11 protein-coding genes are annotated in these 12775 nt (G+C 63.4%); 2 read left to right on the plus strand and 9 right to left on the minus strand.

From position 1 onward, the window contains the following. Nucleotides 1-20: 20 nt before the first annotated feature. From nhaC to GUY30_RS05875, 8 genes are all read right to left on the minus strand, one after another. Nucleotides 21-1466, minus strand: a complete 1446-nt coding sequence (nhaC, locus tag GUY30_RS05835) for a Na+/H+ antiporter NhaC (RefSeq protein WP_052239761.1) — start codon at nt 1464-1466, stop codon at nt 21-23. Continuing rightward, on the minus strand, nt 1463-2605 hold the full coding sequence (gene iadA / locus GUY30_RS05840; RefSeq protein WP_039207196.1) for a beta-aspartyl-peptidase: 1143 nt from the start codon (nt 2603-2605) through the stop codon (nt 1463-1465). The genes nhaC and iadA overlap by 4 nt, the downstream gene beginning before the upstream one ends. A 23-nt stretch (nt 2606-2628) precedes the next feature. Then, a complete protein-coding gene (locus GUY30_RS05845; protein WP_167194921.1) occupies nt 2629-3459 on the minus strand; it encodes an ABC transporter ATP-binding protein in 831 nt (276 codons plus the stop codon). After that, nucleotides 3456-4247, minus strand: a complete 792-nt coding sequence (locus tag GUY30_RS05850; protein WP_167194924.1) for an ABC transporter ATP-binding protein — start codon at nt 4245-4247, stop codon at nt 3456-3458. The genes GUY30_RS05845 and GUY30_RS05850 overlap by 4 nt, the downstream gene beginning before the upstream one ends. Continuing rightward, on the minus strand, nt 4244-5176 hold the full coding sequence (locus GUY30_RS05855; protein ID WP_167194927.1) for an ABC transporter permease: 933 nt from the start codon (nt 5174-5176) through the stop codon (nt 4244-4246). The genes GUY30_RS05850 and GUY30_RS05855 overlap by 4 nt, the downstream gene beginning before the upstream one ends. Next, nucleotides 5173-6285 carry an ABC transporter permease gene (locus tag GUY30_RS05860; protein WP_228281730.1) on the minus strand — a complete coding sequence of 371 codons (1113 nt, stop codon included), beginning with the start codon at nt 6283-6285 and terminating at the stop codon, nt 5173-5175. The genes GUY30_RS05855 and GUY30_RS05860 overlap by 4 nt, the downstream gene beginning before the upstream one ends. A 2-nt stretch (nt 6286-6287) precedes the next feature. Beyond that, nucleotides 6288-7850, minus strand: a complete 1563-nt coding sequence (locus tag GUY30_RS05865) for an ABC transporter substrate-binding protein (protein ID WP_167194930.1) — start codon at nt 7848-7850, stop codon at nt 6288-6290. A gap of 210 nt (nt 7851-8060) precedes the next feature. Further along, complete coding sequence (locus GUY30_RS05875) at nt 8061-9542, minus strand: malate:quinone oxidoreductase (protein ID WP_167194933.1); 1482 nt, start codon at nt 9540-9542, stop codon at nt 8061-8063. A gap of 64 nt (nt 9543-9606) precedes the next feature. Here GUY30_RS05875 and GUY30_RS05880 point away from each other — a divergent pair, with 64 nt between their 5' ends. Then, nucleotides 9607-10518, plus strand: a complete 912-nt coding sequence (locus GUY30_RS05880; RefSeq protein WP_167194936.1) for a LysR family transcriptional regulator — start codon at nt 9607-9609, stop codon at nt 10516-10518. A gap of 69 nt (nt 10519-10587) precedes the next feature. Here GUY30_RS05880 and GUY30_RS05885 read toward each other — a convergent pair whose 3' ends face one another. After that, on the minus strand, nt 10588-11508 hold the full coding sequence (locus tag GUY30_RS05885; RefSeq protein WP_039207203.1) for a LysR family transcriptional regulator: 921 nt from the start codon (nt 11506-11508) through the stop codon (nt 10588-10590). 113 nt (nt 11509-11621) lie between these two features. Between GUY30_RS05885 and GUY30_RS05890 the strand changes: the two genes are divergently transcribed. After that, nucleotides 11622-12755, plus strand: a complete 1134-nt coding sequence (locus GUY30_RS05890; RefSeq protein ID WP_167194939.1) for a PrpF domain-containing protein — start codon at nt 11622-11624, stop codon at nt 12753-12755. Nucleotides 12756-12775: the final 20 nt, after the last annotated feature.

A 12775-nucleotide genomic window follows, 5' to 3' on the forward strand; every position in this document is an offset into this window, starting at 1 on the left:
CGATCATCCGATCAGGCGTCTCAGCGACGTTTGGCGATGCCGAACCCGGTGTAGCCGAGGATGATGGCGAACGCGAAGCCGACATAGCAGAACACCGCCCACGGTGCGTAGTCGAGGACGGAGACCCCAAGGACTCCTGCCATGTAGACGCCCGCTGAGGACCACGGAATCAGTGGAACGATGACGGTGCCGGAGTCCTCGAGGGTGCGCGAGAGGTTCTTGGCATCCAAGCCGCGGTCGGCGTAGGCCCTCTTGAACAGTTCGCCCGGCACGATGATCGAGAGGTAGGAGTTGCCGGTCACGACGGCCATCGTGATGCATGACAGGACAGTTGAGAGAACGAGGTCTCCCGTGCGCTTCACGAACTTCAACAGCGAGCGGATGATGGTTTCGAGGGCACCGGACCGCGACATTATTCCGGCGAACGCGAAGGCGCTGAACGCGATGAGGATGACACCGGTCATCGACGCCATCCCGCCCTGCGACACCAACTCGACGACATCGGGGTCCAGGCTCTCGAGCGTTGAGGGCCCGACTTCGAGCATGTTCGGGGTGAATCCGTCGACCGTCGAGGCGAAGATCGATTCGACGCTGACCTTCTGGAAGATCGCCGCAAGGATCCCCGCTACAAGTGACGATCCGATGATCGTCGGCAGCGTCGGCAGTTTGAGCACGGCTCCGGCGAGGACGATGACCATCGGCAGAAGCAGGAGAACGTTGAAGGAGAACAGGCCGTCCAAGGTACCTGTGACGGCGCTGATCTGGTCCGAATCGGTGCTTCCCGAGTGCTGATTGATGCCGACGAACAGGTAGAGCGCCAGCGCCACGAGTGTGGCTGGAATCGTGGTGTAGAGCATGTGGCGAATGTGCTCCCAGAGGGTGGTTCCCGCAGCTATCGGTGCCAAATTCGTCGTATCCGACAGTGGAGACAACTTGTCGCCGAAGTATGCGCCCGCGACAATCGCTCCTGCTGTCGCTGCCAGCGGGGCGTCGAGGCCCGTGGCGATGCCCATGAGAGCCACGCCCACTGTTCCGGCCGAACCCCAGGACGTTCCCGTGATGACCGAGACGATCGCCGAGATGACGAAGGCGATGAGGACGATGAACTTCGCGCTGATGAGGCCGAGACCGTAGTAGATCATCATCGGAATGGTCCCGGCGATCATCCATGTGCCGATGAGGATGCCGATGGAGATGAGCACAAGCAGAGCCGGCATCGCCGTATCGAGCTTCTCTCTGATCCCCAGCAGCATATCCTCCCAGGACAGCCCCATGCGCAGAGCCACCAAGCCGGCGATGATCGCAGACAGGATCAACAGCGGCTCCGGGGCGAGGCCGAGGACGCCGTAGCCCACAGCCAGCAGCACGAGCATCGCGCCCAGGGGAACCAGAGACCATCCCAGCGGCGGGAGCTTCTCCTCGACGTCGGCCGTGTGGGTCGTCGTGGTGCCGGGTTCGCGGCTCATTCGAAAGTTCCTCGGATCTGGGGTTCGCCGTCGCGGACGATCTCGCGTCCCCGGGAAAAGGCGAGTCGGATGGTGTGTTGGTCATCGGTGAGGAGGACGTCGGCGTCGCACCCGCTTCGGAGACGGCCCTTGTGCCCGAGCACGAGAGCATCAGCCGTATTGGAGGTGACGAGGGCGAGGGCCTGAGACAGGTCCATACCGGGCAATTCGGCACACTCCCACACCTGTTCGAAGAGGGTGGTCTGCTTGGCCACTTCCAAGCCGATCAGCCGCCCGTGCGCGTCGAATTCGGGCAGACTGCCGTTGGCGTCCGACGACAGAGTGAGTCGGGTGAGGTCGCCGCCGAGTTCGATGTAGTCTCTGACCGACTCTGCGGTCGTCGAGCCCGCGGTCATGTCAACGGTGGCGCCCTTGGCTGCGAGGCTCACCGCATCGGCCAGAAGCTCGGTGCTCCTGGTGATGTGAGTGGCATAGACGGCCTGCGGGGCGATCGGGTACTCGTCGAGCAGCCGGTGCAGAGGGGCCAGACGCGACCAGTACGGTCCGACATGGAAGTGGGTGACGCCCGCTTTGCCGCTGAGCAGACCACCGACATGGCTGTGGCTGACGAGCTCGGCCAATGCTTCTACCGTCGGTTGGAAGGAACGCCGATCCGAGATCGCAACCTCGCCGACGCCGATGACCTTGTCGATGAGGACGACATCGTCGACGACGGTGCCGGTCAGCGTTCGTGCCGGGACCTGGTAACTGCCTGTGTAGATATATGTGGAGATGCCGTCGGCCTCGAGCGCGCGGGCCTTGGCAAGGAGATCCGCGTGGCTGCGAGTCACACCGTCGGTGCCCAAGCAGCCGACGACTGTGGTCACCCCGGCGCTGACGATGTCGCTGACGAGGATCTCCGGGGTGCGATTGGCGTATCCGCCCTCACCACCGCCACCGGCGATGTGGACGTGCGGGTCGATGAACCCCGGCACGGCGGTCAGACCGCGGGCATCGATGACAGAGGCATGCGGCAGGTCGGTCACCGCTTCGACGGGGACCTCCCCGATGTAGGTGATCTGCTGCCCCTCGATGAGAATGTCCTGCTGACCGAGTCGTTCCGGGGCGAAGACTTCGGCCCCTTGCAGCAATATCACCATTTCATGTCCTCTCCTTGTCGTGGCTAACCAGGTATGAACCCCTTGCCGTCCACCTTCGGGATGGCAGCGAGGAGTTTCTGTGTATAGGGGTGGTTCGGATCGTTCCAGATCTGTTCCGTCGAACCGACCTCGACGATCCTACCCGCTTCCATCACTGCGACCCTGTCTGCGATATCGCGAACGACCGAGAGATCGTGGCTGATGAAGATCATCGAGGCGCCGGAGTCGATGGCGAGGTCGCGCATCATGCGAGCGATCCGGGCCTGGAGGAACGCATCGAGTGAGGCGATGGGCTCATCCCCGACGAGCACCTTCGGACCCGCAGCCAGGGCACGAGCGATGGCGATGCGCTGACGTTGTCCGCCGGAGAACGAATGTGAGTACCGCTGTGCCGAGTCCGACGGCAGGTCGACGGCCTCCAACAGGGATTCGACGCTCCATGTGCCGTCAGGGTTGAGCGCCAGCGCGTCCTCGAGCTGGTCGCGGATGCGCCTGCGCGGGTTGAGAGACGCGTAGGGATTCTGGAAGACCATCTGAATCCCGAGCAGTTCCTTCGCCCTCTTCTTCAGACCGAGGGCTCTGACCGGGTGGCCATCGAAGGTGATGGAGCCGCCGGCGGGTTTCTCCAATCCGCAGATGAGTTTGGCCAGAGTCGACTTTCCGCAGCCGGATTCGCCGACGAGTCCGAGCACTTCTGACCGACCCAGCCGCAGAGACACTCCGTTGACTGCCCGGAAGCGACCTCCGCCGTCGAGTTTGTACTCACACGCCACGGAATCGAGCGACAGCAGAGGAGCATCGGATGCGGGGGAGTGACCGGCGGTGGCGGTGGGAGCCTGGTCGATCGATGTCATGAGGAGACCTCCGCTCCGGGCAGCGATTCGATGAGCGAGCGTGTGTACTCGTGTCGGGGCGCGGTGATGATGGCCTCCCGTTCGCCGGTTTCGACGACGACGCCGTTCTTCATGACGACGATGGTGTCCGCGACCGACGACAGGACCCCGAAGTCGTGAGTGACCAGGAGCACCGCGAGGTCGAGGTCGTCGCAGAGTTCACGCAGCAGGCGGAGGATGCCCGCCTGCACGGTGACATCGAGTGCCGTGGTCGGTTCGTCGGCGATGAGGACCTTGGGGTCGCAGATGATCGCTGAGGCGAATGCGATGCGCTGCAGCTGTCCGCCGGAGAACTGGTGGGGGTATTTCTTCACCGCTTCTTCCGGGTGCGGAACCCTGGTCCGGCCGAGGATCTCGATGGCCTTGGCCAGGGCAGCTCTCCTCGACACCTTCTGGTGGTGTCGAAGGTGGTCGGTGATCTGGTCGCCGACCGTGAGCATGGGATGGAACGCTGAGGCCGGATCCTGGAAGACCATCGACAGCTGCACTCCGCGCAGGCGGTTGTGCTGTTTGGCGGGCATTCCCACCAGTTCGACCCCATCGAAGTTGATGCTTCCGCTCAGCTCCGCACCTGCAGGGGAGAGTCCCATCACAGCGAGACCGGTCTGGGTCTTGCCGGACCCTGATGCTCCTGCGACGCCTGTGATGCGACCTGCTTCGAGGTCGAAGGAGACGTCCTTGAGGATATGAGTGGTCTTCTTCCCCGTGGTGACCGACAGATTGAGGTCTCTGATGCTGATCATGCTCATGAGGTCGTCTCACCGACTTCCTGGGCGGTATGCGGGTCGAGAGTGTCGCGCAGACTGTCGCCGATGAAGTTGAACGCCATGACGATGGTGAGGATGCAGAGTCCGGGGAAGAACGCGATCCACCAGGCCGCGAACTGAGAGACTCCTTCGCTGATCATCGCGCCCCAGTCCGGCGTCGGCGGAACGGCGCCGAGAGACAGGAACGACAGACCGGCCATCGTGAGGATCGCCGAACCGACATCGAGGGTGGCGAGCACGACGACCGGGGAGATGACGTTCGGTGCGATTTCGCGGGCCAGTGATCGGCCCGCACTGAATCCGAGCAAGCGTCCGGCGATGACGTACTCGCTGCCGCGCGCCGTCATCACCAGCGACCTGGTGACACGGGCGTAGGACGGCCATGAGACGAGCAGGATCGCAATGATCGCGTTCTTCAGCCCCGGTCCGAGGGCGGCTGCGATGACCATGGCGAGGATGATGGTGGGGAAAGCGAACACGAGGTCGGCGATGCGCATGATGATCTCGTCGACGGCCCGACCGAAGTATCCGGCGATAGCGCCGAGCACCGAGCCCAGCAGTGCCGAACAGATGACGACGAACACCGCGGCGGGCAGGGTGGTGCGGGCGGCGACGAGGATGCGGGAGAGCACGTCTCGGCCCAGGGTGTCGGTGCCGAGCAGATTCTCACCGTTGGGAGCCGACAACCGGGGGAAGTTCTGCGCCAGAGGATCGAACGGTGCCAGCAGCGGTGCGAAGATCGCCACGAGCAGCCAGATCACGAGGATCCCGGCCCCGACGAACCCCAGCGGAGTGCGCAGCGCCTTCGGGAAGCGGATCTGCCACCTCTTCAGTCCGGGGACGACGGGATCGTGGTGAGCCGCCTCGGCGATGGGGGCATTGGTGGGCTGTTTCGGGGTGCCGATGCTCATCTCACCCTCACTCTCGGATCCACGAAGCCGTAGATCAGGTCGACGATGAAGTTCACGAGGATGTAGACGACGCCGATGACGAGGCCGACGCCCATGATGACGGGCAGGTCCAGTGTGGTGGCCCCGCGGTAGGCGTACTGGCCGAGTCCGTTCCAGGCGAAGACGGTCTCGGTCAGCACCGCACCGGAGAGCAGGGAACCGAACGCCAGACCGACGACGGTGATGACCGGGACCAAGGCGCCTCGGAAGATGTATTTGAAGACCACTGTCCTTGCCGGCAGGCCCTTCGCTTTGGCCGCGGTGACGTAGTCGAGTCGGATGATGTCGAGGACGCTGGAGCGGCTGAACCGGGTGAGCAGACCGATGGTGAAGAGTGCGAGAACGCACGACGGCAGGACGAGGTGGCCCAGCGCGTTGGCGAACGTCGCCATCTGACCCGCGAAGAGGGAGTCGACAGTGTAGAGGCCGGTCACCTTCGGCGGCGGGGTGATCCAGGGGTCGAGCCGTCCGGCGCCGGGGACGACTCGCAGCTTGAAGAAGAACACGAAGTAGGCGACGGTGGCGATCCAGAACGTCGGCGCCGAGATGCCGATGAGGCTGAGTGTGCGGATCGCGTGGTCGACGATGCTGTTCTGTTTGAGAGCGCTGAGCAGACCGAGCAGCAGTCCGAGGAGGACGGAGATGAGGATCGCTCCGATGCCGAGTTCGATCGATGCGGGGAAGACCTGACCGATCGAGGCGAGCACGGGCGTGCGCGTCTGGTTGGAGACGCCCAGATCTCCTTGGAGCAGATTGCCCAGGTAGGTGAAGTACTGGACGAGGAGCGGCTGGTCGAGGCCGAGCTTTTCCCGTGTCTGCGCGACGATCTCCGGATCTGCTGCCGCCCGGTCGCCGAGGATGGCCGCGACCGGGTCGGTGGGCACGAGATTGGTGAGCAGGAACGTCACCACGGTCACGCCCCAGATCAGGATGATCGAGATCCCGATCCGGATGAGGATGAATCGGAGGAGCGGGTGGAGCTTCGGCGGTTTGATCCGCTGCGCCGCGTCCGCCTCACCAGAGGCGGACGCGGCAGGAGCATCGTGCGGCGCTGTGGTGGCTTCCGCCATCCTCACTCTGCCTTTGCGAAGTCGAACGAGACGTCGGCGTTGGACACGAACTTCGTGATGCTCGAACCGACGGCGATGGTGCTGACCGGTTGGACGAGCGGGATCCACACCGCGGTGTCGGTGGTCGCCTTGAACAGCTTCGCGTAGGCGGCGTCGCGGGCATCGCCCTTCGCCTCGGCCGCTTCGTCCGCAAGCTTCTTCAGCTTCGGGTCGTCCTTCCAGTTCACGCGATCGGCGACGTCGCCGCCGGGAATGAAGACGTTGTAGTTCGTCGGATCGGGGAAGTCCGCACCCCAGGTTCCGATGCCCATCGGCTGTTTGGCCGAGCGGAAGCCGTCGAGCTGAGTCGAGCTCGGGGCCGGCTTGAGGTCGAGGTTGATATCGGCCTCCTTCAACTGTGCCTGCAGGGTCTCGGCGAGCTGCGCGAGATCGACTCCGTTGACGGCCTGGTCACTCGAGTAGTGGAAGGGAACCTTCTCACCGTCGTAGCCGGCCTTCTGCAGCAGCTTCTTCGCCTTTGCGAGGTCGCGTTCCGGCGCTTCGTCCTTCGGGACGGCGCCGACGAACTCGTTCGGTACGAGGCTGGCCATCCGCTGCGATCCCTTTCCGGCGAGGTCGGTGAGCTTGTCGTAGTCGATCGCCGCCATGACGGCCTTGCGGAAGTTCGGGTCTGCTGCCGGGCCGCCGATCTTCTCATCCGTGTTGTTGAAGATGTAGAGGCTGCGAGTCGAGGGCAGGCTGGAGATCTTGCCCATCGATTCATCGATCTGCTTCGCCTGATCGGCGTTGAGGTCGAAGGCGACCTGCGCCTGACCCGATTGGATATCGGTCAGCTGGGTCTCGGCAGAGACATTGCGCATCACCACGCGCTTGTACTTCGGTTCGGGACCGTTGTAGTGCTCGTTCGCGGTGAGCACGACCTGGCTGTCGGCGTCGTACTTCTCCACCTTGTACGGTCCCGAGCCCTGGGAGTTCTCGTTGAGGAACTGTTCGGCACCGTCGTTCTCGTCCGTGGTTCCCTTGTTCTCCTTGACGACCTTCGAATTGACGATGCCGATCGAGGAGTTGGGGAGGATGTAGGGCAGTGCGGGATTGGGTTCTGCGCTGGTGAGCGTGACCGTCTTGTCGTCGACCTTCTTCACCTTGACCCCCTCGAGGAAGAAGGAGGGGTTGCCTTTGATGCCCTGAAGGCGTTCGAAGGAGAAGACGATGTCGTCGGCGGTGACGGGATCGCCGTTGGAGAATTTCGCGTCCTCGTCCTTGAGGGTCAGCGTCATCTCCTTGTTGTCCTCGGACATCTCGTACGAGCAGAGGCCGTCGGTCGGCTTGGTGAGGTCGCCGTCCTCGAATTCGAGGGCCGTCTGGTAGATGGCGTTGTCGATCGTCGACCCGGTGAACTCGAATTGTCGATGGGGGTCGATCGTCTTGAGGTTGAAGGCCGTCTCGGCCACGATCGTGTCGCCGGCACCGCCGGCTTCGTCGGAGCCTCCGCCGCAGGCAGCGAGCCCAGCGGTCAGTGCGAGGGTGGAGCAGATTGCGACGAGATTGCGGGACAGGCGCCTCATGTGTGATCTCCCTAACAGTAAGTGTTGTGAGTCACATTAAGGTCGAAACGCCTGCCATGCAATTCAACCTGCCACAAAGCTGGCGGATTTCCACTGTGCCTTTCCGCCAACGTCTCGACCGGCGAGATGAGACTTCTGATCTGCGACTTCTGTCGGCATTCGTCAGACCCATCGTTCGCCGGCCGAGTCCACAGCGGAAATCCGCGCGGGCTACTCGGAGCTGACCGGAGACAGTCCGAGAGCGGCATCGGTCTCGTGATGAGAGCGGGTGACCGCCTCGGTGGTCCAGTCGGTGCGACCGAGGTCGGGGACCGCCTCGGCGATCTGGGACTTCCAACCGCCGTGCCACTGGGCGGGGAAAGCCTGCTTGAGCAGATCGACCATGATCGGCACCGCTGTCGACGCTCCGGGGGAGGCTCCGATGAGGCCCGCGATCGATCCGTCGGCGGAGACGACGAGTTCGGTGCCCTGCTGCAGGACGCCGATCTTCTTCCGATCCGGTTTGACCAGCTGGGCCCTCTGCCCGGCCGGCAGCAGCGTCCACTCGTTGCGTCGAGCCCGGGGGAAGAAGCGCTGCAGCTGCGCGAACTTCCGGGACGGGCTGGCGGCGAGCTCCTTGACGAGGAATGACACGAGGCTGAGGTTCTGCAGACCGGCGGCCGCGATGACATGCAGATTGTCGGGTCGAACAGTCGTGAAGGAATCGGAGAGCCGACCGTGCTTGAGCAGCTTCGTGCTGAACGTCGCATACGGACCGAACATCAGGTGCTCCTCGCCGTCGACGACGCGTCTGTCCAGGTGCGGCACCGACATCGGCGGAGCGCCCACGTCGGCCTGACCGTAGACTTTCGCATCATGGCGGGCAACGACCGCCGGAGTCGAGCACCGGTAGAAAGCGGCCCCGACCGGCAGGACGGCATACCCGCGGATTTCGGGGACCTTCGCCTTCTGCAGGATTCTGAGCGCGAAGCCGCCTGCCCCGACGAAGACGGTGCCTGCCCGCACAGCGAACGATCCCATTGATGACGATCCCGTGATCGACCATCCGTCTGCTTCCCGTTCAATCCCGGTCACACCGTGGCCGGTAAGCACCTCGGTGGATCCGAGCGTGAGCAGAGCCCGAGTCAGGGCGCCGAAATCGACGTCGGTGCCGCGGAGGTGCCGGGCGGCGGCGATTGGTTCGCCGTCGTCGACCCGCCCCTCCATCGTCAGGGGAGCCCACCGGGCGATAGTGTCCGGATCCTCTGTGTGCTCCATCTCAGCGAAGAGGGGATCGGCACGCAGAGTGTCGACACGGCGGCGCAGGTAAGCGACGTCGTCGCGACCGAACACCAGGTTCATATGCGGCGTCGTGTGGACGAAATCCGTCGGATCGAGGAGGCCCTGCCGAACAAGATGTGCCCACCATTGCCTGGTGAGGTGGAACTGCTCGGCAATGTGTCGCGGCTTCGATCCGTCCGCGGGATCGGGCATGTAGTTGAGTTCGCAGTACCCCGAATGTCCGGTGCCGGCATTGTTCCAGGCCTCGCTGCTCTCGCCTGCTGAGTCCGGGGCCTTCTCGAGGACGAGGATCCGCAGTTCGGGGTCGAGCAGGGTCAACATCGAGCTCAGCGTTGCGGACATGATGCCCGCGCCGATGAGGACGACATCGGCGTCGGGCAGCTGGTCGGTGTGCGTGGGGTTCGCAGTCATGTTCTCACCATGCGCCTACGCGAATCATCCGTCCAATGAGCGATTGGATATGTATGATCCGAATATGGAACGATCATCCGACGCTCGGACGGCGCCGCTGACGGCGCTGCGGGAACTCGTCGAACTGGCTGATCAGGACAGTCACCTGACCGAGGCGGCGGCCGCCCTCGGCATACCCCAGTCCACGATGAGTCGACGGATCCACGCACTCGAGCGCCACCTCGGCATGGCCTTGACCGTCCCGCGCGGTCGCGCCATCGGTCTGACGACGGCGGCCATCGATCTCGTGGGCTCGGTGCGTGCCCCGCTGAGGGAGATCGATGCGGCATTGGTCGATCTCGCCGAGGCAGCCGATCCCGAGCACGGCAGGATCAGGTTCGGGTTTCCCCTGACGATGGGTGCCGGTGAGGTGCCCGATCTGCTCGCGGTCTTCAACCGCGAACATCCGGGCATCCGCCTCGATCTCAAACAGGCCCACGGTGCCGAGCTCGTCGCTGATCTGCAGCGGGGCATCCTCGATCTGGCGATCATCATTCCGCCGCCGCCCGAGGTCAGCCACGAGGTGCTCGCACGGCAGACGATCATCGCGGCGCTGCCCGATGTGCACCCGCTGGCAGGTGTCCGCAGCATCACCCTGGATCGCTTGGAGTACGAGGAATTCATCGCCACCCCTGCGAGTTACAACCTCCGGGTGCTGACCGACCACTGGTGTCAGGCCAGCGGATTCGATCCGGAAGTGAAGATCGAGGTCACCGAGTTCTCGACGATCCGCGAATTCGTCGGTCGTGGAATGGGCGTGGCATTGATCCCGCCCGCGGTGCGTCCGGTCGACGGAATCACCGAGGTGGCTCTGGACGGGGCCGAATACGTGCGTGAGGTCGCGCTGTGTTCGGCTGTGCGTCGACCCGGCCGGGTAGTCGAGCGCCTGCGCGATTTCGTCCGCGAGCACGCGGCCGCGTGGGCAATCGAGGGCTGATGCGAAAGTGCGTACATCGTTGAGACCGTCGCCTGTGGGGAAGCTCGGTCCTGGAGTCGGAGGGAGCTGCTAGGTCCGCCATTCCTTCGCGCTGGCGATCTTGCGGAATGCGCGGACCAGAGACAGCACGGCCGGTGATGGCACTCGTTCGGGCAGTTGGGAAAGGACGATGCGTCTCGGCGCTGGATTTCCTCTGATGGAGACGACCTTCACGTCGGGGCCGTGGGAATGGACTGCAAGGCGAGGGGCGATGGCCACCCCCAGCCCAGCGGCGACCATGCCCAGAAGCTCTTGGTAGTCATTGGCCTCGAAGACGATGCGCGGCGCGAACCCGGCATCACTGCATATCCGTCCGAGCACCGAGGCCACGGGGTGGGAAGAGCGCGTGATCCATGGATTGTCTGCCACTTCTCGAAGGTCTACGACTCTGCGTCTGGCCAGGGCATGAGTTGATGGCAGGAGCAGCATCGTGGGCTCTTTGAGCAATGTCGTTGACACCGGGATCTGGTCGTCGATGGGGGCCCAGGGGTAGTCCCATAGCGTCGCGAGATCGACCTCGCGCCGTTCGAGCGCTTCTTGGATGCGGTCGAGGCGGTAGCTCTTGACCGTCACATCAAGGTCCGGATGCAGCTCATGGAAATGCTGAAGGATCTTCGGCATCACCGAGGCGGCGAAGGTCGGAAAAGTGGCGATCCGCACTTCACCCCGGTCCAGCTGGGCAAACGCGGACATATCGTTTCGCGCGGCTGTGAGCGCATTGTCGATAGTTGCCGCATAAGCGGAGAGTTTGACCCCGGCATCTGTCAGGCGCATGCCCTTCGGGTGTCGGACGACCAGCGGCAGACCGACTTCGCGTTCCAATTTGCTGATCTGCTGAGACACCGCCGAGGTCGATAACGCGAGTTCGTCGGCAGCGGCGGAGAGGCTGCCTGTCCGAAAGACGAGAAGCAGGACAAGCAGCCGATCGACGTTGTAGGGCGCTGAACTCATGGTTTAAGCATAGCTTATAGAGATGTAAATAAGTGTTGATTGAACTTAACTGGCCGATGTGAAAACTTGATGTTCGTCGTCGCAGACAGCGGCGATGGATCAAGGAGAAGCGAGTGGAAAGTCAACTCCACGGACAGTGGTACAGAGGTGGAACATCCAAATGCTGGCTGTTCGCCAATGACGAGATGCCCGCAGACAGAGCGGGAATCGCGCAAGCCTTGTCTGCGGCCTTCGGGTCGGGAGATGAACGTCAGCTCAACGGAGTCGGCGGAGCTTCCTCAACGACCTCCAAAGCCGCAGTCATCTCGCCGTCGGCGATCCCCGGCATCGACATCAGCTACCTGTTCGCGCAGGTCGGAATCGGTCAGTCGGCGGTCGAGTTCACGTCGAACTGCGGCAATTGCGCTTCGGCTGTTGCGCTCTATGCCATCCAGAACGGCCTGGTCCGACCCGGAGGTGAAATCACTCCGGTGAGGATGGTGAATGAGAACACTCGCTCCGTCGTGGTCGCTCATGTGGCCACCCCCGGAAGGAAGATTCCGGCGAACGGATCCGAGACGATTCCAGGAAGCTCGATGCCGGGCATTCCGGTCAACGTCTTCTTCGAAAACGTCGACGGCGCTTCCACCGGAGAACTGCTGCCGACCGGTGAGGCCGTCACTCGGCTGAGTTTCGAGGATTCCACGGTCTCAGCGAGCTGCATCGACGCCGGAGCCCCGGCCTGTTTCGTCAATGGCGCTGAGCTCGGATTGTCCGGGGCTGGGATGACCGCGGAGATCCGACTGAGACTCAAGGAACTCATCGCGATCCGAGCGACCGCCTCGAGGTCGATGGGGCTGAGCACCGACGGCGAGGAGCCGAGTCCTGCCATTCCCAAAGTGGGGCTCATCGCACCGCCGTCCGACTACACCAGTATCTCGGGGGAGAAGATCTCCGCCGAAGACTATGACATCTCAGCGCGGATGGTATCGATGTTCGATCTCCATCCTGCCATCGGGATCACCTCGGCGATCGCCCTGGCTCGGGCTGCATTCGTCGAAGGAAGCCTTGTCAATGAAGCCATCGACAAGCGGATTCTTCAGAAGACCGACGCCGCTGAGGAGGTGGCTTTCCGAATCGGCACTCCCGTCGGAGTCATCGTCTGCCGAGTGCAGCTCACCGAGTCGGGGCAGGTCGCTCGCCTCGGAGTCAGACGCGTGGCGCGACGGATTGCGCACGCAGATATCGATCTGCCGCTGGTCTCATAAACGACCGTCTCAATGAAAAT

The sequence above is a fragment of the Brevibacterium pigmentatum genome, from assembly GCF_011617465.1.
Lineage (GTDB): Bacteria > Actinomycetota > Actinomycetes > Actinomycetales > Brevibacteriaceae > Brevibacterium > Brevibacterium pigmentatum.

What these genes read in the sequence shown, in the direction of transcription:
- nhaC (WP_052239761.1), bottom strand. Translation starts at nt 1,466, where the DNA reads ATGAGCCGCGAACCCGGCACCACGACGACCCACACGGCCGACGTCGAG.
- iadA (WP_039207196.1), bottom strand. Translation starts at nt 2,605, where the DNA reads ATGGTGATATTGCTGCAAGGGGCCGAAGTCTTCGCCCCGGAACGACTC.
- GUY30_RS05845 (WP_167194921.1), bottom strand. Translation starts at nt 3,459, where the DNA reads ATGACATCGATCGACCAGGCTCCCACCGCCACCGCCGGTCACTCCCCC.
- GUY30_RS05850 (WP_167194924.1), bottom strand. Translation starts at nt 4,247, where the DNA reads ATGAGCATGATCAGCATCAGAGACCTCAATCTGTCGGTCACCACGGGG.
- GUY30_RS05855 (WP_167194927.1), bottom strand. Translation starts at nt 5,176, where the DNA reads ATGAGCATCGGCACCCCGAAACAGCCCACCAATGCCCCCATCGCCGAG.
- GUY30_RS05860 (WP_228281730.1), bottom strand. Translation starts at nt 6,285, where the DNA reads ATGGCGGAAGCCACCACAGCGCCGCACGATGCTCCTGCCGCGTCCGCC.
- GUY30_RS05865 (WP_167194930.1), bottom strand. Translation starts at nt 7,850, where the DNA reads ATGAGGCGCCTGTCCCGCAATCTCGTCGCAATCTGCTCCACCCTCGCA.
- GUY30_RS05875 (WP_167194933.1), bottom strand. Translation starts at nt 9,542, where the DNA reads ATGACTGCGAACCCCACGCACACCGACCAGCTGCCCGACGCCGATGTC.
- GUY30_RS05880 (WP_167194936.1), top strand. Translation starts at nt 9,607, where the DNA reads ATGGAACGATCATCCGACGCTCGGACGGCGCCGCTGACGGCGCTGCGG.
- GUY30_RS05885 (WP_039207203.1), bottom strand. Translation starts at nt 11,508, where the DNA reads ATGAGTTCAGCGCCCTACAACGTCGATCGGCTGCTTGTCCTGCTTCTC.